Raw genomic sequence first — 20,559 nt, 5'->3', positions numbered from 1 at the left:
CAACAAGCTGAAATTGAGTAATTCCTCCCGCTGGTCGTCTGCCGCTTCACCAGCACTGCGGCACTTTTCAGGTAGTGAAAGCAACGATAAATAGATTAGGAGAGATCGGCGACCATTGACAGACACAACCAAGGCATCCCAGAGGTCATTTAACAAGATGAGCTATAGTTTGACAAGAGCGGCATGTTCTGACAAGACTCTTAAGCTGTGAAAATCTTAATTGTTGAGGACGATAGAACTATTGCTGGCTTGATTGCGGAGGCGCTTAGGCAGCAGCAGTACACCGTTGAAGTTGCCCATGATGCCCAAGGCGCCTTGAACTATCTGGAAGCGGGCGCCATTGACCTTCTAATCTTAGATTTGGGATTGCCAAAAGTAGATGGCATCACCCTTTGTCGAACAATCCGCCAGAATAACTACAACCTGCCCATTCTCATCCTCACTGCGAGGGATACGAGTCTAGATAAAGTGATTGGCCTAGATGCCGGTGCCGATGACTATGTGGTGAAACCCTTTGATTTGGCAGAATTGCTGGCTAGGGTGCGTGCTTTGCTGCGGCGAAGGCAAACGACCTATTCACCTTGCCTCAATTGGGAAAAATTGACCCTGTGTCTCGACACCGCAGAAGTGCGCTACAACGGCCAAGTGCTGCACCTCACTCCCAAGGAATATGCCATCCTTGCGGTTTTGTTGCGCAATGGCAGCCGAGTTCTCACTCGCACCCAAATTTTGGATCAGGCATGGTCTTTTGATGAAACACCGGGAGAAGAGACGGTCAAGGTGCATCTGCGCAGTTTGCGGCATAAACTAAAAGCAGCAGGAGCACCCCCTCATTTGATTGAGACCGTTCACGGCTTTGGCTACCGCCTTAATCCCAATGTTAAATCGGCAATATAGCAGTTTGCGCAGTCGCCTGTTTTGGATCTATTTTTTGGCGATCGCCGGCATTCTATCTGCTTCTTCGGTGCTGTTGTATTCCCTGATCGTGCACCACCGTTATCAACAGTTCGATACCCATCTTAAGGAGGTGGCCATTTGGTCTGTCAATCTCTTCGATGTCATTGAGCATGAATACAGCGAACTTACTAGGGAATCAAAGTATAGCAGCTACGCTCCAAAAAATAATGAAGGCAAAATTGTTCCAATGACAATCTCGCAGTTAATGGCCAAGCATGAATTTAATTCCATTTATGAGGTGATGCCCAATCCTACACGCCACATTTCCCAAAGTGTTCAATGGTATGATCGCGATCGCTATCTTATTATCTATGAAGGCCAAAAAATCCCTGAAATTGAGTTTCCGCCGAACATTTCTCCTTCAGGGGTAATCATCAAAGGGAAACATACACGCTCTTTTATCTATCCAATTTACAAAGAGAGGGGTGAACATCTTGAACCAGCGCTGATAGGTTATGTGTGTGCTACAGATTCAACCGTTGACCTTGAGAATGAGCTGAATTACCTGAAAGTTGTTTTTATTCTTAAAACCTTGGGCGTGAGTACCCTCGCCCTGTTGGTGGCAGCGTGGCTCACCCATGAAAGTACACAGCCGATTGTGATGACTCTTAACCGCCTAAAACGCTTTACAGCGGATGCTTCTCACCAACTGCGGCATCCGGTGACAGCCATCCAAGCCTCCATTGCCATGCTGGCCGAACACTCCCAAAACTTAGATGCAGCTCAATTGAATAAGGTTGCTGTCATCTCCTCGGCGTGTCACCAGATGGGAGATTTAATCAACAAGCTGTTGCTCTTGGCACGCATGGAACAATCCCCCCTCGATCAAAGCCGCCGGCAAAAAGTAGATGTTGATGAGCTGCTAGAAGAAGTGGTTGACCTGCATCGCGATCGCGCCACTGCCAAAGGGATCATCCTTGAGTATTATTGCGAGCAAGCCGGTCAAGTCTGGGGTGATCCAGAGCAACTGTATGAGCTATTTGCCAATCTGGTGGACAATGCCATCAACTACACCCCCCCTAGCGGCACAATTACCCTTCGCCTCACCAAAAAGCTCAACACGGTTATTATCTCGGTTCAGGATACGGGCATCGGCATTGCGCCTCAAGATCTGCCCTATATTTTCGAGCGCTTTTGGCGTTCAGACGAAGCCCGTGAGCATCACAATAAAGGATCTGGCTTGGGCTTATCAGTCGTCAAGATGATTGTTGAACAACACCACGGCTCCATCCAAGTTGAGAGTCAACCGCATCAGGGGACTCGTTTTGAAGTCAAGTTACCCGCAGCCTAATCCCTCAGCTCTTCAGTTATTCTCCAAGCCACCTGACCTTCCCGAAATCTTTACCTTGGGTCGCCACCATAGGAAGGTGAGCGGGTAATCCAAGGAGGATGACTGAAATATGAAACACTCAAAAGCCGTCTCCCTGTTCTTGTCCTTGGGGATCGCCACCACTCTAGTGACACCGGCAAGTGCAACCTCCAATCAAACGAGTCAAATGCCAGAGGTGAAGGCCGATGCCCTGCGCCTTGAATCCTTAGGCCAAACGACCCACAGCCCTCGCCAGCACCTGTTACTGGCCGGCTCAGAGGAGGGAGGTGAAGAAGGCGGCTACGGTGAGCGGGGCGAATCCGGCAAACGGCGGCGCCGCTGGTGGTGGTAAAGAAACACCGTTTGACCCTTTGAATCGCTCGGAGAAGGGTATGTTCCTGCAAATTGATCAGGTGCTGACACTAGAAGAGCTGGAACAGCTGCACTCCCTTTGTAAAGCAGCTCCCTTTGTGGATGGCAAACTCACCGCCGGCATCTATGCCAAGGCCGTCAAGGAAAACCAACAGCTCCAAGGGGACAGTGAAGCATACGAGAGAGCCGCTGAAATTGTCCTCGCTGCCCTGCGTAGGAACATACTCTTTGAAGCCTTTGCGCAACCGCGGGCGATTCGGCCAATTCTCTTTAGCCGCTACCAAGAGGGAATGGGCTACGGCACTCACATGGATAACACCCTTATGGGTAGGGGGGAAGATTTAACCCGCTGCGATCTCTCCCTGACACTGTTTCTGAGCGACCCACTCACCTATGAAGGGGGGGAACTGCTCCTCGATACCACTTGGGGAGAGCAATCCTTCAAATTGGCAGCCGGGTCAATGGTGATCTATCCTTCAATTTTTTTGCACCGCGTGGCGCCCGTTACCCAAGGGGTGCGCTTGGTGGCCGTGACGTGGGTTCAAAGTCGCATCCGCGATCCTCTAGAGCGGGAACTCCTCTTTGAACTTGATACGGTTCGCCATTCCCTCTTTGAAAAATACGGCAAGACCGAGGAGTTTGATCTCCTCTGTAAGGTCTATGCCAACCTGTTGCGCAAGTGGGTAGAGGTTTGAGGCAGTTAGCCCCCTAGGGAGGACAATGCTCAATTGCCCTTGAGGTATGAAGGATGAAAGCACGCAAGCTCCATCGCCGGCTATCCTTGGTTCTGGTTTTGCCGTTTTTGCTGACAACAGCCACAGGAATGACCTATCGTCTGGGTCGCAGTTGGTTTGGTTTGTCAAAAGATTTTGGTGAATTAATGCTACTTTTGCACACCGGTGCCTTCCTCGGCGAAAGAGGGGAGTTGATTTACGTTGCAGTGCTGGGCTTGGGGCTGATCTTCTTGGCCTTTAGTGGACTGCTCCTTATACGACGCGAGGTTTTGATGCGCCCCCAACGCATTAAGCGCTTTAACCATCGGCTGGTGCACCACTGTCTGAGTGGGGTTGTTCTGATACCTTTGGCAGTAACTGCGGCCACGGGTGTCCTGTTCCATGTTGGGTACTATTACCTCGGCCTGCCCGAAGAGGTGGCCGATATTTTAATGATGCTCCACCAGGGGGGATTTCTAGGACGCGCCCTCAGACCGATGTATGTCTTGCTATTGGGGGTAGGGGTTGGCGTCCTCAGTTGGACGGGCGTGAGTATGCTGTTCGGTGGGCGCCGCAGGCGAGGCTCTGCGGCAGAGTCAATGTAATTTGGCCAGCAGTGCCCCTTCTAACTCCTGCCGCAAAATCTGAGGCTCAATATCGGTTAGCTGCTCAAGGGCAAAGGCTTTAACAATGAGGGCTCTGGCTTCCCTCTCATCTAAACCGCGACTGCGCAGATAAAACATCTCATCCGTCGCCGGTTGGCTAACGGTTGCACCGTGGGAGCATTTGACATTGTCGGCCACAATTTCCAGCTGGGGTTTGGTATCCACACGAGCTTTGTCGGAAAGGAGCAGGGTGCGATGGAGTTGAGCGGCGTCAGTAAGCTGCGCCACTTGGGGCACCACGAGGCGGCCATTAAAAATCCCGTGGGCGCGATCGCCAAGAATGCACTTGTGAATTTGTTGACCGGCACTGTGGGGCGCATTGAAGAACACGGCCGAGTGGGTGTCCATAATTTGGTTATCCATGGCGATCGCCAGCCCCTTTAGGGTGGTTTGGCTGCCCCTGCCTTGAACCTGCACCTGCCAATTGTGGCGGCTTAAGCCTCCCCCTAGGTCAATGGCGTGCCCTCTGTAGTCGCTGTCTTGCCCTTGATGAACCACCGTAGCCCCAATGTGAATCGCCGTTAGGGATTGGTGTTGAATTCGCACATGGTGCAGGCGGGCACCGGCTCCTAGGGAGAGTTCCGTGACGCTGTTGGTGAACTGGTGATCGCCCGTGAGGGACAAAAAGCGCTCAATCAGGGTGGCTTGACTGTGGGCTGCCACTTCAACGGAAAGGCGGGGGGAAACCACACTCTGCTGCTGCCGACTACTGACAAAGAACACTTCCAGAGGTTCAGCAAGGTGTCCCGTTAGGCGTAGGCACACCCGATCGGCCAGCATGGCAGTATTGAGATCACTAAACACTTCGGGGGGGGCGATCGCCGGCAGGGAGGGGGGCAATAACTCAACCCCATCGGCATTTCCACGGGAGAGTTCCCCACAAAAATAGCCGTCAATGAGGACAATGGCGGCAACGGTGGGAAAACTGCGCTCGCCTAGGAGATGGCGCACTTCGGCAACGAGGTCGGGATGGAGAGGGGCAATGGGAGCCTGCAGCGATCGCGTACGTAAAGCCGATAGATCCGTAAAGCGCCAGTCCTCATCGCGGGGGGTGGGCAGGGTTTGCTCATGGAGGCGATCGCGGGCGGCTTGCCGTAAGGGTTCTAGCTCAGCGTGGCGCAGGGGCGGGGCTAAGTCCAATAGATCCTTGAGTTCATTGCCGCGACGGCTCTTGGGCAGATCCGCTTGGTCGGAATTGGCGTTGACCATTATCGTCATGAGACAGCCCCCTCCTCTTCGCGAACCCAGTCATAGCCGCGCGCTTCCAGTTCTAGAGCCAGTTCCTTGGGGCCGGTGAGGATAATCCGTCCCCCCTCCATGACGTGAACATAGTCGGGCACAATGTAATCCAGCAAGCGTTGATAGTGGGTAATCAGGAGAATGCAATTATCAGGGCGGGTAAGCTGATTTACCCCATTGGCCACAATCCGCAGGGCATCAATATCAAGGCCGGAGTCCGTTTCATCGAGGATGGCCAAGGTAGGTTCCAAGAGCGCCATTTGCAGAATTTCGTTGCGCTTTTTCTCACCGCCGGAGAAGCCCTCATTCACCCCCCGATTGAGAAAGCCCTCATCCAGCTTCACCAGTTCTATTTTCTGCCGCACCAGATCCTCAAAGTCAAAGGCATCCAGTTCCTCAAGACCTTGGTGCTTACGTTTGGCATTGTAGGCCACCCGCAAAAAGTCGAGATTGCTCACCCCCGGAATTTCAAGGGGATATTGAAACGCCAAAAAAACGCCTTCGCGGGCACGCTCTTCCGGGGGCAATTCCAAAAGATTTTTGCCTTTGTAAAGGACTTCGCCGCCTGTGACGGTGTAATCGGGATGCCCCGCCAGAATTTTGGAGAAGGTGCTTTTGCCGGAGCCATTAGGCCCCATGATGGCATGGATTTCGCCCGCGCGAAGGCTCAGGTTCAAGCCCTTGAGAATGGGGGTATCCTCTACCTTGGCCGTGAGTTCTCGAACCTCTAAAATGACTTCGCTATCGGGACGAATCACCCCTTACCTCCTTGCCATCCTTCATAATTTTTTAATGTAGCGCAGCAGGGGGGCGATCGCGATTGAGTTTCTTGACAGAAAAGGATTGAGAACAGCAGCACGCCCCGCCGTAATCTTTACCCACAGTAGACCAGCCAGTATCTGACGATGACACCTTCCACAACTACGCTCCCCGAACTAGAACGCCTGCATCAACAGGCCGGCCAGTGGCAAGCCCTCTCGCCCCGTCAACGGATTCCCTACCTCGAAGCCATCAAAGCCCTTGCCCGTCGCCACGCCCCCGAATGGGTCAACATTGCCTGTGACATTAAAGGCATTGATCCTGAGGGACGTTGGGCAGGGGAAGAATGGACCACCGGCCCGCTGGGACTCCTTCTCAAGCTGGATCACTATGTCTATGCCCTGCGTCACGAGGCATCCCCCCCGGTACCCCGTTGGCGAACTGCCCCCACCGGTCAGGCGATCGCCGAAATTCTGCCGCGCAATTGGCAGGAGCGCTGGCTGTGGTTTGGGGTCAAAGCAGAAGTCTGGCTCCAACCGGATCAACCGACAAGCCAAGGCAGTGCCTACCGTCACCCACCGCCGCCGGGGGTTGCTGTGGTGTTGGGCGCCGGCAACATCACGTCGTTGTGCTTGGCAGATGCCCTCTACCAACTGGTGGTGGCCAATCGAGTGGCCCTGTTGAAAATGAACCCCCTTTTAGCTCCCTTGACGGCGTGTTTTCGCAAAATTTGTGCACCTTTGATTGAGGCGGGTTTCCTTGAGATTGTGACAGGCGATGCGGCAATGGGGGAGGCCCTCTGCCATCATCCCTTGACCCAGCACGTTCACATGACCGGTTCCCACCACACCTACAATCGCCTTGTTTGGGGAGAAACGGCGGCCGAGCAGGCCATCCGCAAAGCCCGCCAACAGCGCAAGCTGACCAAACCCATCACGGCGGAATTGGGAAATGTCACGCCCCTGTTGGTGGTACCGGGGGAATGGACAGAGGCAGAACTGACCTACCAAGCCCGCCAAGTGGCCAGTGCCCTTGTCCATAACGCCGGCTTTAACTGTATTGGGGCACAAATCCTTGTCACTGCTGCCGGCTGGTCGCAGCGAGAGGCGTTCCTCAAGGCTCTAAAAGCCCAACTGCAAGCGATTCCGCCCCGCCCTGCCTACTATCCGGGAGCGATCGCCCGCTATGAGTCCTTCCTAGCCGACTATCCCCAAGCCACGATCCTCAGTCCCGCCGTTGAAGGCACGATTCCCTGGACTTTGATTGAAGGCCTGACCCCCACGGCAAATCCCCGCATTTTCCAAGAGGAGGTCTTTTGTGGTCTGTTGGCAGAGGTGCCCCTGCCTGTGCCCGATGCCGCCGCCTATCTTGCCACGGCCGTGCCCTTTGTCAACGAGCGGCTCTGGGGCACCTTGGGGTGTAGTGTGATCATTGATCCGCGAACCGAGGCCGACCATGGCGAGAGGCTAGAGCGGGCGATCGCCCAACTGCGCTACGGTTCCATTGCGATCAATGCCTGGGTCTCCTTGGCCTATGGGTTAGGCTGTACCCCTTGGGGGGCTTTTCCCGGCCATACGCCGGCGGCCATCGGCTCTGGGGTGGGGGTGGTTCACAATAGCTTTCTGTTTGACTATCCCCAAAAAGCCGTGGTTCGCGTTCCCTTCCGGTTAGGGGTGACGCCCCCTTGGTTCTACGGCCATCGCACCCTTCCACAACTGGCCAAGGCGGTTATGGATATCTACACGGGGCATCCCTTGGCGTGGTTCTCCCTTTTAGGGGCGGCGCTGCGGGGCTAGGCTCACAGCCGCACGGTCACGGTGGTTCCCCCAGGGGGCAGTACGAACTCTTGGGTGCGGGTTTGGCCTTGGGCAGTCACTGTCAAGCGATAGCGCCCCAGATAGCCCCGTCCTTGCCATTGGCCTTGGGCATTGGTTTGGCCGCTGACCTTGGTCCACCACTCCTCAAAAAGCAGTTGGCGGTAGGCGATCGCCGCCGGCTTGGCGGAAAAGTCTTGGCGATACAGTCCCGCTTGCGGGCGCCAGTGGTTCCCTGCCCAGAAGCCCCAGAGCAAAATCCCCTGCACGGCGGGGTGGGCAAAACCAAGGCGATAAATCTGGCGGAGGGTCTGTGCCTGCTGCTGCTCGTCGGCAAGGCTCACACTCACCTCGGTAATTTTCAGGGGCAGATTGAACTGGGCAAGGGTATCGAGGGCGCGCTGCATTTTGGCTTCATCCAAAGGATGTTCCAAGTGGGCTTGGATGCCGATACCGCCAATGGGAACCCCTTGGGCCAACAGACGGCGAATTTGCTCAACGTACTCGTTCAGGCGATCGCCCTCAATGATGCCGTAGTCGTTGACATAGAGAACCGCCTCGGGATTGCCCTCACGGCACCATTCAAACATCTCCTTGACAATGCCCTCCCCAAGGCGACTGCGGAAAAAATTGCCATGGAGCATTTCGTTATTGACATCAAACTCATTGATGCGACCGCGATAGTGGCGACAGACGGTAAGGGCATGTTTTTTCACCGCTGCGCGCAATTGCTCCGGTGGCAGGGTTTTCAGCCAAGGGGGATTAAACTGCTCCACTTCCCAAAAGAGGGTATGCCCTCGCATCGGCCAGCCCTGCGCCTGCGCCCAGCGATAGATGGTGTCGGCCATCGTAAAGTCCAGCTTGCCCGGCTCCGGCTCCAACTCATACCACTTGAGGGCGTTTTCATGGACGGCGGCGTTAAAGTTTTCCTGAGCCGTCTGCTTGTACCAGTTGGCCGCCGGCGGGGGATTGGGGCGAAACATCTGGGTATCAAGGGCAACGCCAAAGGGAAAGGCATGGCTTTGCTGCACCAGTTGGAGGCGGGCATTGCGAATCGGACGGCCTTGGGCAGTCTCGACAACGACGGTGAGAGGCGCCTGTCGCAATTGCTCAATTTTCTGGCTGAGGGCATCGGTGGCTCCGGAGGAAAAGGAGGTGCCACAGGCAACCCCCAAAAAAGCCGCTAGGCAACTCAACCACAGAAAACGGCGCCAGTTCAACATGAATTATCTCTTGGGTGACTAAGGCTTCAGACGGATTCAGATGACGCCAAGCTCCCTAATGGGTAACTTGAATGCCCTGTTGGCGCAGTTGTTCCACAAAAAACTCTTCTAGGGTGGGGCGAGCAAGGCGCAGTTGCAGGATTTCGCCCCCCATTTCTTCAACGAGGGTAAGAAAACGTGGTAGGGGAATTTTGATCACTCCTTGCCAGCGATCGCCCTGAATCTCTAGGGAATAAAGCCATTCCTGAAGGCCATCCACATGCCCCCCTTTGCCCACCACATGGTAGGCTTCACTACTGCCCAGAAGTTCCTCCACACTGCCGGCGCAAATCAATTCCCCTTGAGCCAAAATGCCAATGCGATCGCAGATGGCCTCGACGTCCGCCAGCACATGACTATTGAAGAAGATGGTCTTGCCCTGCTGTTTTAAGGAAAGAATGATCTCACGAATTTGGTAGCGCCCAAGGGGATCCAAACCCGACATGGGTTCGTCCAAAAAGACCACTTCGGGATCGTTAATCAGGGCTTGCGCCAAGCCCACCCGCTGCACCATCCCCTTAGAATAGCGGCGCATTTGCTTTTTGCGGGCATCCTTAAGGTTGAGGCCGACCATTTCCAAAAGCAGAGGAATGCGATCCTTGCGGGTGGCGGCACTGAGGCCGAAGAGTCCCGCCGTAAACTCTAGGAACTCCCAAGCCGTCAAATAGTCGTAGAAATAGGGGTTTTCAGGCAGGTAACCAATCCGTTGCCGCACGGCGCGATCGCCCAAGGGATGCCCCAAGAGCGTACCGTGACCGCCACTGGGTTGCACCAGACCCAAGAGAATCTTCAGCAGTGTGGTCTTACCGGCACCATTGGGGCCAAGCAGTCCAAATGTTTCCCCTAGGTGAACTTGCAACGAGACGGACTTGAGGGGCGTGAGAACTGTCCGCAGCCAGAAACCGCTACGGTAGGACTTTTGTAAGTTCTCAACCGCCAGCACGAGGGGGCGATCGCCGGCAGCGTCAGTCACCATAGCGGAGATTCACCTCAGGAAGAACGAGAGCCATGGAAATGTAAACCCACCAGAGCATCGTAGAGAAAGGGCAAGAAATTGCCTGGTTCCAATATACCAAGGGTTTGTTTGCAGCCGTGGGCATCAAGAAGGGGTTTGACGGCGTAGTAGGCCGGCTGGACTTTGTACCAAGGGATATTGGGCCAGAGATGGTGGATGAGGTGATAGTTTTGGCCAAAAATAAGGATGTTCAGGAGGCGGCTGGGATAGACGCGGGCATTGTGCCAGCGATCGCGCTCCGTATGGGGACGATGCGGAAAATAGTCAAAAAATAGCCCCAGCATCAGACCCACGACCCCGGCGGGCAAAAACCAGTAGTTGAGCACGTAGTCTAAACAGCCATTAAGGGCGGCAAAGGTGACAATCCCCACCAGCGTCAGGCGGCTGAGAAACCACTCTAGGAGTTCATACTTCCGCCAAAGCTGCCGCTTAAAAAAGAAAACCTCATGGTAGAAAAATCGGGGGGCAATCAGCCACAGGGGCCCTCCCTTGGAAACATAATGATCGGGATCGTTTTCGGGATCGTTGACATGGGCATGGTGCTGCATGTGGACACGGGTAAACACCGGGAAAACAAACCCCAGCATTAGGGCACTGCCATGCCCCATGATCGCATTCATGATGCGGTTACTGTGGGCAACATTGTGGGAGGCATCGTGGATTACAGTGCCCATCAGGTGCAAGGCCAACATATTGGCGACAAATGAGACCCAGCCCGGCCAGTAGCCTTGAAAGTGCCCCCAAGTGGATAGAATGGCGATTGCAAATGCGGCAAAAAACATCACCAAGGTGGGATTAAAGCCCATCGGGGGACCTAAAAACTCTTTGGGAACCGTGGCCGGAATCGCTGCCTCCGTGATCATCCGCGCGGTTGCTCCTCACATTGTTGCAAAATGTTACCTTCTACTATGTAGGCTAATCAGCGGTACAAAATCAAGTCGCACAATCTCAAAAGCGGGTCGCAGCCCTTTTGCCAAGAATTGCCCTAGAACCTTTGTCCCAGTGGAGCCACAATGCTACAAACGCTGCGGATTCACAACTTTGCCCTTGTCGCAGAGCTAGAGGTGACCTTTCAGCCGGGCTTGAATGTTCTCACGGGGGAAACAGGGGCAGGCAAGTCGATCCTCCTCGATGCCATTGATGCGCTTCTAGGGGGCAAGCTCTCGGCAAGGCAGTTGCGATCCGGAACCGTGCAGGGCTGCATTGAAGCTATTTTCACCCTCACCCCCTCGGTGAGAGACTGGCTTGCCACCCTAGACATTGACGCCGAAGAGGAGGAGGTGATCTGTACCCGTGAGTTTAGTCTTAAGGGAGACACTTTTCGCAGTCGCAGTCGGGTCAACGGTGTACTCGTCAATCGCCAGCAACTTCAGGAACTGCGGCGGCACCTTGTGCGCCTGACGGCTCAGGGACAGGCAGTGCAACTGGCGAGTCCTTCCCAACAGCGGGACTGGCTTGATCTCTATGGGGGTGAGGTCTTGATGACCCAGCGGCAGCAGGTGGCAGAAGCCTACCGAGCGTGGCAACAACGGCAACGGGAATGGCAAGATTTTGCTGCTCAGGAACAGCAACGGCTCCAGCGACTCGATTTACTGCACTTTCAACTCCAAGAACTGCTGCCTGCGGCTCTAGACGACCCTGAAGAACTCACCCAGTTGCAACAGGATTACCAACGCCTCAGCCATGTCCAAGAGCTGCAAAGCCAAAGCCAACAGGCCTATCACCTCCTCTACGAGGGGGAACCGAGTGCGCTGACATTGCTGGCGCAAGCGCAAGCAGCCCTGCAATCCATTGCCGACTGGGATCCAGCGCTTCAGCCCGTGGGTGAATTGTTGGAGGGGGCGATCGCCCACACGGAAGAAGCCGCACGCCAACTGCGTAGCTATGTTGATCGCCTCGATGCGGATCCGGCCACACTAGATGCCCTTGGTCAGCGGATCCATCAACTCCAACGCCTGTGTCGCAAGTATGGTCCGGATTTGGCCAGTGTCATTGCCCATCGCGATCGCATCCAAACGGAATTAGCCGCCCTCAGTGGTGAGTCCACCAGCCAAGCACACCTAGAGGCAGAGGTTGCCCAACTGCGGCAAAGCCTTGAAGTAGCCAGTGCGCACCTCCACCAATTGCGGCAAGGGGCAGCAGAACGCCTAGAAGAAGACCTCCTTGCCCACCTTTGCCCCCTTGGACTCCCCCAAGCCCGTTTTACCGTGCAGTTGACGAGCATAGAACCCAGTAGTAGTGGCAGTGATGAGATTACTTTTCTCTGGAGTGCCAACCCCGGCCAACCCCTGCAACCTTTAGGAGAGATCGCCTCGGGCGGTGAAATGAGCCGATTTTTACTGGCGCTGGAGACCTGCTTGGCGACCCAACAAACGCCGAAAACGCTGATTTTTGATGAAATTGATGTCGGGGTCTCCGGCCGTGTCGCGGGGGCGATTGCCGAGCGTTTAAGCCAATTGGGGCAAACCCATCAGGTGTTGTGTGTTACCCATCAATCCTTGATTGCGGCGGCGGCGGATCACCACTATTTAGTGCAAAAAGACATTGACCCCCGTACCTCCACAACGGTGATTCGTGTGCAATACTTAACCGATGAAGCGCGTGTCCAGGCACTGGCGGATTTGGCCGGGGGCGATCGCTCACCTATGGCACTCTCATTTGCTAGTGGGCTGTTGGCGCAGCAACAACGATCCTTCCCTTCCAGTTCCGAGGAAATTAACACGAAAACTTGACATTTCGATTGCTATATCCTTACAGTAAAATAAGTTTGATAGCAACGTTACCAATTGGCCGTTCTCAATGCAGCGTTCTTTCTATCCTGTGGGGGGAGATGAGCTAATGACCATTGATCAAGTGCAGCAAACTCTCTGCCGCTCTCGCGCATCTATTTACCGTTATCTCAATACCAATAATGAAACCATTAATCCCCCTTTTGATCCCCAACGCCTCAATCCAGAGCATCGCAAAAGCCGTCGTGAACCACTACTGTTCCACCCCAATGAAGTGGCTCGCTTTGCCCGTGACTTAATGGGGATTACTACTCTACTCTACAGGTGGAATTAAAAACAACGCCCGCCAATCCCACCGACGATCTCCTCAAGGAAATTCTGGGGGGATTAAAACACATTCGCGAGGTTCTAGAGCGGGTGGAGAAGTTACTAGGAAGCTAGGCGGTTATAATACGTCTGTTTCATTTGCGCATTGACCACACATGGGTTTGCAAGCACCACGGGGAACTCGCGATATTTTGCCCGCCGAGCGGGTCTATTGGCAGTATCTAGAAAGCATCGCTCGCCAGATTCTGGATCGCGCCGCCTACCGCGAAATTTGCACCCCCATTTTTGAGCAAACCCATCTGTTTGAGCGGGGCATTGGTGAAGCTACTGATATTGTCAGCAAGGAAATGTACACCTTTAGCGATCGCGCTCAACGATCGCTGACATTACGACCAGAGGGCACAGCCGGGGTGGTTCGCGCCTATATCGAGCATGGCCTGCACAGCCAAGGGGGCGTCCAACGCCTGTGGTATCTTGGACCCATGTTCCGCTACGAGCGTCCCCAGGCAGGTCGCTATCGTCAGTTTCACCAGTTGGGAGTGGAAGTGTTGGGGAGTGCCGATCCCCGTGCCGATACCGAAGTGATTGCCGTGGCGCTAGACATCTTGCAGGCTTTAGGACTTAAAGACTTAACCCTGATGCTGAATTCCGTGGGCGATCGCGAGGATCGCAGTGCCTACCGCCAAGCCCTAGTGGACTACCTCACCCCCTACAAAGCTGATCTAGACCCCGATTCCCAAGACCGTCTGCAACGCAACCCCCTGCGTATTCTCGATAGCAAAGACCCGCGTACCCAAGCCATTGTCAAGGAAGCCCCACGGCTGTTGGACTATCTCAGCCCGCAATCGCGCCACCACTTTGAGCAGGTGCAATCCCTCCTGCAGGATCTGGGCATCAGGTACCAGATTAATCCGGCTCTTGTGCGCGGCCTTGATTACTATACCCACACCGCCTTTGAATTTCAGGACTTAAGCTTGGGCAACGAGGGAACGGTCTGTGGTGGAGGGCGCTACGATCACCTGGTGGAGGAGTTAGGAGGACCTGCGACGCCCGCCATTGGCTGGGCAATGGGCATTGAACGGCTGGTGTTACTCCTGCGCGATCGCCCCTTACCGCCACGGCAGGAACCCTACCTTTACATGGTGACCCGGGGCGAAGCTGCGGAACGCCAAGGCCTAATTTTGGCCCAGCAGTTGCGGCATCAGGGCTATACCGTAGAAGTGGATCTGAGCAGCAGTGCCTTCGGTAAGCAGGTGAAACGCGCCGATCGCGTCGGTGCCACGGTGTGTCTGGTGATTGGGGAAAGTGAAGCCGGCGATCGCACCGTACAGGTAAAGTGGTTGGCCTCCGGCGAGCAGGTCTTGGTACCGCAACAGGAACTCTTGAGTGAAAACTGGCGATCGCGCTTCCTTGCTTCCTCATGATGGCCTACTTTCTCGTTAGCCACGGCAGTCCTGACCCAGCACCGCAGCAGTCCATGGCATTGATTTGTCAACAATTGGCAGGCTTGGGCATAGTGGGTTGGGGAACCCTTGAAGGAGCCTCACTGCCAGAGCAGATCCGCCGGTTTAGTCAGCAGGCACAATCTCAAGGGGCTGAGGGGATAGTGATCCTGCCCCTCTTTTTGTTGCCGGGGAACCATGTGGTGGTGGATCTGCCGCCGGCGATCGCCAGAGCCAAGTCGGCGCTGCCCATTGAATTACTTCCCTTTCTTGGGGGACAGCCTCTCTTTCAAGCTTGGTTACAACAGGCGATCGCCCGCGAATCTGCCCACATTCTTCTTGGCCACGGCAGTCGTCGGCCGGAAGTTCTCCCTTGGTTTGAAAGGCTGTGTCAGACCTGTGGGGTGCACCCGGCGCTGCTAACCCAAGCGGGAAGTTTAGACCATGCGATTGAGGTGCGGATGGCTCAGGGCTACACCAGTAGCAAAGTTTATGGCTACTTTCTCTTTGGCGGTAAAACCGTCAATCAGGTGCACCGGCAAGTGGCAACGCTGCAAGTCAGGTATCCCCATCACTCTCTTTCCTTTGTGCCCGCCATTCAACCCACCCCCTCCTTTATCAATGTGCTTCAAGGCATCCTTCAGGCCGTGCCGTTGGTGGAGCCTGTTGCATGAGTCAAGTGGTTCTCTGTGGCTACTACGGCTATGGCAATGCCGGGGATGAGGCACTTTTGGCAACACTCCTCGAACAGTTGCCCCCCCACGTTTCCCCTGTTGTCCTCAGCGGCAATCCGGCAGCCACCGCAGCCCGCTATGGCGTTGCCACCTGCGATCGCCACCACTGGCCAAAGGTACTACGCACTCTACAACAGAGCCAAGCCTTTATTTGGGGCGGTGGCAGCCTCATTCAGGATGTGACCAGTTGGCGCAGTCCCCTCTATTACCTTGGCTTGATGACCCTTGCGCAGCGGTTTGGCTGTCGCACGATTGCTTGGGCCCAGGGGATTGGACCGGTGCGATCGCCGCTGTATCGTTGGTGGACACGGGCAGTTCTCCGCCGCTGTCTTGCGGTCACGGTGCGGGATTCCGGGTCAGCCGCTCTGCTGCGGCAGTGGGGTATTCCCCATCAACAGGGAGCTGATCCCGTGTGGCTTCTGTCGGCGCGCCCTGTGGAACCCCCTCAGGAAAAGAGAGCTATTGCGGTTTGTTTGCGTCCCCATCGGTACCTGACGGGCGATCGCTGGCAGCTTCTAAAAACCGCCTTGCGTCGGTGGCAAGAAGAGACGGGGGTGCTACTTTGGCTGTTGCCCTTTCAGTCTCAACAGGATTTGCCCTTGGCTGAATATCTCCATAAGACATTGCTACCTGAGCGCACTAAAGTGATCACCTGCGAGGATCCCCGCCAACTCAAGGGAATCTTGGCAACAGCGGCGGGGGCGATCGCCATGCGTCTCCATGCCCTGATTATGGCGGCCAGTGTTGGCTGTCGCTGTTTTGCCCTCAGCTACGATCCCAAAGTAAGTTACCTCATGGCCGATACGGGTATGGCGGGAGTTGAACTAGGAGCATTGCCCCCTGACCCTACTGCCTTGATTCAGCAATGGCAAGAGACGTTCTCAGCCCCTATTCCTGACTATCAACCCTACCTGCAATCGGCTGCGATTCACAAGGCAGTGCTGAATCTCCTCTAGGCCAGTCCCCCAAGAAGGATAGGATAAGATTAACTCAATGCGTCGTTTTGTTGCGGCACCCCATGAGTGAATTCCATCGCCGCTATCCCACCGGCAGCATTGTCAGCGATTTGTTGCAAATTCATGACGGTCTGTTTATTGTCAAAACCACCCTCCTTGTCGGCGACACCATTTTAGCTACGGGGATGGCTGCTGCCCCGACCCTAGAACAGGCGGAAGATAATGCCCGCCAGCGTGCCCTGCAACTTCTTGGCATTCACCTCCCCGTGCAAACGGAAGCAGAACTGATTCCCCGCTCTGCGGCAGCCCTAGAGGCGGCTCCTTGGTCAGAGGCCAACAATACAGATCTACTCCTAGAACCCACCACCCCTCCTAGCTCCCGCCGCAGTAAACCAGCGGTGAAACCTGCCGACGAGAAGCCCCCCTCCAAGCGTGAACCCGTGGATCTGGCGGATGAAATTGCCCAAACCACCGTGGAAATGAAACGCTTGGGCTGGACTGAAGCTCAAGGCCGCGCCTGTTTACTCGAACGCTACGGCAAGCGATCGCGCCAGCAACTCACCGATGAAGAACTCTTGGATTTTCTCCATTTTTTGCAACGTCAGCCCAGTGCCGGCGAGCCATCGTTTTAGACAGCCCAGCTCAGCAAAAATGCAAGGAAACTTTATACTCTAGCGAAAACTTAAAGAAAAGCTATAGATTTTCACACCGGCTGTGATTCCCCCGTTAGCTTCTTTACCATGAAGACGTTGTTGCTGTCGAGGAAAAATCTGTGCCGGGTTCCTTTGATGTTCCACCCTTGACCCTAGGCAGTGATCCAAGTGCCCGTCGCCGCTGGATTTTTCGCCTCGTGCTCATGATGACGGTCTTTACCCTCTTTTTGATGGCGGTAGGCAGTGCGACGCGCGTGATGGATGCCGGTTTGGCCTGTCCCGATTGGCCCCTGTGCTTTGGCACGCTGGTGCCGCCCATGGATTTGCAGATTTTCCTAGAGTGGTTTCACCGTCTGTTGGCTACCAGTTTAGGCCTGATGGCGATCGCCTTGGCTGCCTTGAGCATGGCTTGGCGGCAAGCTCTGCCTGCTTGGGTACCCTATGCTGCTGCGGCGGCTCTGGGTCTTGTGACGTTGCAGGGGATTCTCGGCGGACTGACGGTGACGGCATTGCTGCGCTTTGACATTGTCACGGCTCACCTCGGCACAGGACTCCTGTTCTTTTGCCTTTTGACAGCCATCACCGTTGGCTTAGCTCCCTTTAGGGGTACAGGTTGCGCCCGGTGGTTGCGGCTTGCCGCCGCGATCGCCACTTTGTGTGTCTATGGCCAGAGTTTGTTGGGGGGCTTGGTGTCTTCGCAGTGGGCGGTTCAGCAGTGTCTCTATGGCGATCGCCTGTGTGGGGTGCTCAGTAGCCATCTGATGGGGGTGGTTCCGGCCACCTTGAGTGTCTTAGGCGTTGTGATCGTCGCTTGGCGCAGCCCAGCCTTGGCTCCCCTGTTGCGGCACCTGAGTTTTTCACTCCTGCCGCTGGTGGCTCTACAAGTGGCCTTGGGCTGGAGCACCCTACAACTAAAGCTACAGGTTCCGGCACTCACCGTTGCCCATCAACTGATTGGCGCTACCCTTTTGGGGGTGTTGGTTGCGATTGCCACATTGGCATGGCGCGACGGCCTACCGCAGACTTTGCGATCGCCTGCCCCGTTCCCCGAAGGATGAATTTTGAACGATCTTGAGGCTCCCATGACATTCCTAGCCAGACTTTCCTCCTCGACGGGGGATCTTTCGACAAAATTGGTGGACTATGTCCAACTCACCAAACCTCGGCTGATTCTCCTCTTTTTGATTACGACGGCGGCAGCAATGGAAGTGGCCGGCCAAGGTCGAGTAGCCCCCCAACTGCTCCTGATTACCCTTGTCGGTGGTGCCTGTGCGGCGGCGGCAGCCAATACAATCAACTGTCTTTATGACCGCGATATTGATGCCCTCATGGAACGGACACGCCATCGCCCTTTGCCGGCCGGGCGGGTTGCCCCTTGGGAAGCGGTGTTCCTAGCGGTGGTCTTGGCAACAACGGCCTTTAGTCTTTTGCTGGTCTTTGCTAATTTGCTGAGTGCTTGCCTTGCAATGGCGGGAATTGCCGTTTATGTGGGGGTCTATACCCACTGGCTGAAGCGCTCTTCGCCCCAAAATATCGTGATTGGCGGTGCCGCGGGGGCAATTCCCCCCTTGGTGGGCTGGGCAGCAGTAACAGGAGAACTCAGTTGGGCAGCTTGGGTGCTGTTTGCCATCATCTTTATCTGGACGCCGCCCCACTTTTGGCCGTTGGCCATGCTGATTCAAGAGGACTATGCCCGGGTGCGGGTGCCGATGCTGCCGCTGGTGGAGGGCGATCGCGGGACGGCACAGCAAATTTTCCGCTACACCTTGGCACTGCTGCCCACCAGCTTGCTGTTGATCTACCCCTGTGGTGTCGTGGGTTGGATCTACGGCGGGGTGGCGATCGCCCTTGGCGGATGGTTTATTTACTGCGCATGGCAGTTAAGCCAAGCCCCAGAGGATAAAGAACAGGCACGGCGCCTCTTTAAGTTCTCGATTCTCTACCTGATGTGGCTGTGTGCCGCCATGGTGGGCGATCGTATTTTGTTGCCTCAATTGTCTGAAGGTCTCGATGCCCTTGCTTGCCTCTTAGGTTAGGCGTGCCCCAATTGTTGCAACCACTCAATGAGAAGGGGGTTCACCAACTCCGGGCGATCGTCGTGGGGACAGTGCCCCGTATTCGGTAGCCGTTCAATGCGAATCGGTAGGCGATCTTGGTGGGCTTCAAAGTGTTTTGTTCCGGATACGGGCGTCCAAGGATCTACCTCACCCCAGAGCACCAGAATCGGCACTTGAATCAGGGGAAGTAAATCCACAATTTTGGGTCCCGGTGGTGCGGAAATTACGCGGGCAAACACCTCCTTGGCACCGGCATCCATGGCCGGACGATGCAGCAGTTCCACCAATTCATCGGTAATCGCATCGGGATTGGCATAGACTTGGGTCAGGGTTTTGCGGATGCGCTGCGGCTGCCGAATCTGGTGAAAGATCCAATGACCAATGCCGGGAGAAGCAACCAAGGTGCGAAAGAGGGCCGTAAACAGACTCTGCATCCAATTCAATTCATTGGGACGGTGGTTCAGCCCGCCCGCACAGTTGAGGACACTCACAGCGCGGCAGGTGTGGCCGTAGCGAGCCGCCATCATCAGACACAGCAGCCCCCCAATGGAATTCCCTATCCAAACCACGGGTTCACCGATATGGGCTTGCCAAAAGTCCGCCAGTAGCTCAGCCCACAGCTCCAAGCTGTAGGTTAAATCGGGCTTCGCCGAGGCACCAAACCCCAGTAAATCAAGGGCATAGACACGGTAACCCGCAGCGGTGAGGGCAGGGATATTTTTGCGCCAGTGACCAATGGAGGCACCAAAGCCATGAACCAACACCACGGGGACACCACTGCCGTTGACGCCGTAGCGAATGCGATGGCCGCGCCAAATCCAGTCGGCGGTGGGAAAAGCTGCTGTGAGTGTCGAAGTCATTCTGCCCGTTCCCCAATGCAATGTAGTACTTTTTAAGATAACCATCTTTACGTTTCGTAACAATTTTATGACAACCGCACTGATCACGGGGGCAACGGGGGGATTGGGGCAGGCCTTTGCCCAAGCCTTGGCCGATCGCCGGCACAATTTGATCCTGACGGGGCGTTCCCTCGACACCCTAGCGGCGCTCAAGAGTCGCCTCAGCCGGCAGGTGGCGGTGGTGTGTCTTCCCCAAGACTTGAGTGAACCCGGTGCTGCCGTCCGACTCTATGAGCAGATTCAAGTCCTGGGGCTAAGGGTGGACATGCTGATCAACAATGCCGGCTTTGGTGATTACGGCGCTTTTGGGGAGCGCGATCGCCAGCAACTAATGGACATGCTCCAAGTCAACATCGCGGCGCTGGTGGAACTCACCCATCTGGTGCTGCAAGAGATGCGCTCTCGCCGCCAAGGCACGATCATTAACGTTAGCTCCATTGCTGCCTTTCAGCCTCTGCCCTATCTTGCGGTCTATGCCGCCAGCAAAGCCTTTGTGCGTCACTTTAGTGAAGCCCTGTGGGCAGAAGTGAAACCCTGGGGGATTCGGGTACTGGCCGTGTGCCCCGGCCCCACTGCCACCAATTTCTTTGAGCGCGCCGATATGACCCGCAATCCGACCCTCATTGCCCAACAGGATAAGCCCGAACAGGTGGTTGC

21 protein-coding genes are annotated in these 20,559 nt (G+C 55.4%); 15 read left to right on the top strand and 6 right to left on the bottom strand.

Annotation, left to right across the window (positions count from 1 at the left end; genetic code table 11):
* The first annotated feature begins 207 nt into the window (after positions 1-207).
* The 5 genes from ACK4IR_RS11805 (at position 208) to ACK4IR_RS11785 (ending at position 3,956) form a co-directional block, all read left to right on the top strand.
* Positions 208-897, top strand: a complete 690-nt coding sequence (locus ACK4IR_RS11805; protein WP_409874553.1) for a response regulator transcription factor — start codon at positions 208-210, stop codon at positions 895-897.
* Complete coding sequence (locus ACK4IR_RS11800; protein ID WP_409874552.1) at positions 878-2,248, top strand: sensor histidine kinase; 1,371 nt, start codon at positions 878-880, stop codon at positions 2,246-2,248. Before ACK4IR_RS11805 ends, ACK4IR_RS11800 begins: the two co-directional genes overlap by 20 nt.
* Positions 2,249-2,357: 109 nt before the next feature.
* Positions 2,358-2,618, top strand: a complete 261-nt coding sequence (locus tag ACK4IR_RS11795) for a hypothetical protein (protein ID WP_409874551.1) — start codon at positions 2,358-2,360, stop codon at positions 2,616-2,618.
* 40 nt (positions 2,619-2,658) lie between these two features.
* Complete coding sequence (locus tag ACK4IR_RS11790; RefSeq protein WP_409874550.1) at positions 2,659-3,333, top strand: Fe2+-dependent dioxygenase; 675 nt, start codon at positions 2,659-2,661, stop codon at positions 3,331-3,333.
* 53 nt (positions 3,334-3,386) lie between these two features.
* A complete protein-coding gene (locus tag ACK4IR_RS11785) occupies positions 3,387-3,956 on the top strand; it encodes a PepSY domain-containing protein (protein WP_409874549.1) in 570 nt (189 codons plus the stop codon).
* Here the strand turns inward: ACK4IR_RS11785 and sufD are convergent.
* Together sufD and sufC are read right to left on the bottom strand one after the other, a co-directional pair.
* Entirely contained in the window at positions 3,948-5,234 is a 1,287-nt protein-coding gene (sufD, locus tag ACK4IR_RS11780; protein WP_409874548.1) for a Fe-S cluster assembly protein SufD, read from the bottom strand. The two genes, ACK4IR_RS11785 and sufD, sit on opposite strands and share 9 nt — an antisense overlap.
* Positions 5,231-6,013, bottom strand: coding sequence for a Fe-S cluster assembly ATPase SufC (gene sufC, locus ACK4IR_RS11775; protein WP_409874547.1), 783 nt, complete (start codon positions 6,011-6,013; stop codon positions 5,231-5,233). Before sufC ends, sufD begins: the two co-directional genes overlap by 4 nt.
* A 147-nt stretch (positions 6,014-6,160) precedes the next feature.
* Between sufC and ACK4IR_RS11770 the strand changes: the two genes are divergently transcribed.
* Positions 6,161-7,810: an aldehyde dehydrogenase family protein gene (locus tag ACK4IR_RS11770; protein ID WP_409874546.1), complete on the top strand. Its 1,650-nt coding sequence runs from the start codon at positions 6,161-6,163 to the stop codon at positions 7,808-7,810.
* Between the two features lie 2 nt (positions 7,811-7,812).
* Here the strand turns inward: ACK4IR_RS11770 and ACK4IR_RS11765 are convergent, their stop codons facing one another.
* Genes ACK4IR_RS11765 through crtR form a run of 3 tightly spaced genes read right to left on the bottom strand, consistent with a single transcriptional unit; the run spans position 7,813 to position 10,968 of the window.
* Complete coding sequence (locus ACK4IR_RS11765) at positions 7,813-9,051, bottom strand: endo-1,4-beta-xylanase (protein ID WP_409874545.1); 1,239 nt, start codon at positions 9,049-9,051, stop codon at positions 7,813-7,815.
* Between the two features lie 55 nt (positions 9,052-9,106).
* Positions 9,107-10,066, bottom strand: a complete 960-nt coding sequence (locus ACK4IR_RS11760) for an ABC transporter ATP-binding protein (protein ID WP_409874544.1) — start codon at positions 10,064-10,066, stop codon at positions 9,107-9,109.
* Between the two features lie 14 nt (positions 10,067-10,080).
* Positions 10,081-10,968, bottom strand: coding sequence for a beta-carotene hydroxylase (crtR, locus tag ACK4IR_RS11755; protein WP_409874543.1), 888 nt, complete (start codon positions 10,966-10,968; stop codon positions 10,081-10,083).
* A 150-nt stretch (positions 10,969-11,118) separates the two neighbouring features.
* On the opposite strand from crtR, the gene recN reads away from it, so the two are divergent.
* From recN to ACK4IR_RS11715, 8 genes are all read left to right on the top strand, one after another.
* A complete protein-coding gene (gene recN, locus ACK4IR_RS11750) occupies positions 11,119-12,837 on the top strand; it encodes a DNA repair protein RecN (RefSeq protein ID WP_409874542.1) in 1,719 nt (572 codons plus the stop codon).
* A gap of 106 nt (positions 12,838-12,943) precedes the next feature.
* A complete protein-coding gene (locus ACK4IR_RS11745) occupies positions 12,944-13,168 on the top strand; it encodes a hypothetical protein (RefSeq protein ID WP_409874541.1) in 225 nt (74 codons plus the stop codon).
* Positions 13,169-13,316: 148 nt separating this feature from the next.
* Positions 13,317-14,585 (top strand): histidine--tRNA ligase, encoded by a 1,269-nt coding sequence (gene hisS, locus ACK4IR_RS11740; RefSeq protein WP_409874540.1) that lies wholly within the window; start codon positions 13,317-13,319, stop codon positions 14,583-14,585.
* Positions 14,582-15,277 (top strand): sirohydrochlorin chelatase, encoded by a 696-nt coding sequence (locus tag ACK4IR_RS11735; protein WP_409874539.1) that lies wholly within the window; start codon positions 14,582-14,584, stop codon positions 15,275-15,277. The genes hisS and ACK4IR_RS11735 overlap by 4 nt, the downstream gene beginning before the upstream one ends.
* Positions 15,274-16,293: a polysaccharide pyruvyl transferase CsaB gene (gene csaB, locus ACK4IR_RS11730; RefSeq protein WP_409874538.1), complete on the top strand. Its 1,020-nt coding sequence runs from the start codon at positions 15,274-15,276 to the stop codon at positions 16,291-16,293. The genes ACK4IR_RS11735 and csaB overlap by 4 nt, the downstream gene beginning before the upstream one ends.
* Before the next feature lie 62 nt (positions 16,294-16,355).
* Complete coding sequence (locus tag ACK4IR_RS11725; protein WP_409874537.1) at positions 16,356-16,925, top strand: hypothetical protein; 570 nt, start codon at positions 16,356-16,358, stop codon at positions 16,923-16,925.
* Between the two features lie 140 nt (positions 16,926-17,065).
* Positions 17,066-18,004, top strand: a complete 939-nt coding sequence (locus ACK4IR_RS11720; protein WP_409874536.1) for a COX15/CtaA family protein — start codon at positions 17,066-17,068, stop codon at positions 18,002-18,004.
* Positions 18,005-18,028: 24 nt separating this feature from the next.
* Positions 18,029-18,982, top strand: coding sequence for a heme o synthase (locus tag ACK4IR_RS11715; protein WP_409874535.1), 954 nt, complete (start codon positions 18,029-18,031; stop codon positions 18,980-18,982).
* Here the strand turns inward: ACK4IR_RS11715 and ACK4IR_RS11710 are convergent.
* Positions 18,979-19,863 (bottom strand): alpha/beta fold hydrolase, encoded by an 885-nt coding sequence (locus ACK4IR_RS11710; protein WP_409874534.1) that lies wholly within the window; start codon positions 19,861-19,863, stop codon positions 18,979-18,981. The two genes, ACK4IR_RS11715 and ACK4IR_RS11710, sit on opposite strands and share 4 nt — an antisense overlap.
* Before the next feature lie 67 nt (positions 19,864-19,930).
* Here ACK4IR_RS11710 and ACK4IR_RS11705 point away from each other — a divergent pair.
* The coding region (locus tag ACK4IR_RS11705; protein ID WP_409874533.1) for an SDR family NAD(P)-dependent oxidoreductase at positions 19,931-20,559 on the top strand (629 nt) is incomplete at its 3' end.

The organism is Thermosynechococcus sp. (genome assembly GCF_046299635.1).
Classification (GTDB): domain Bacteria; phylum Cyanobacteriota; class Cyanobacteriia; order Thermosynechococcales; family Thermosynechococcaceae; genus Thermosynechococcus.
This window is presented reverse-complemented; position numbering and strand designations above follow the sequence as displayed.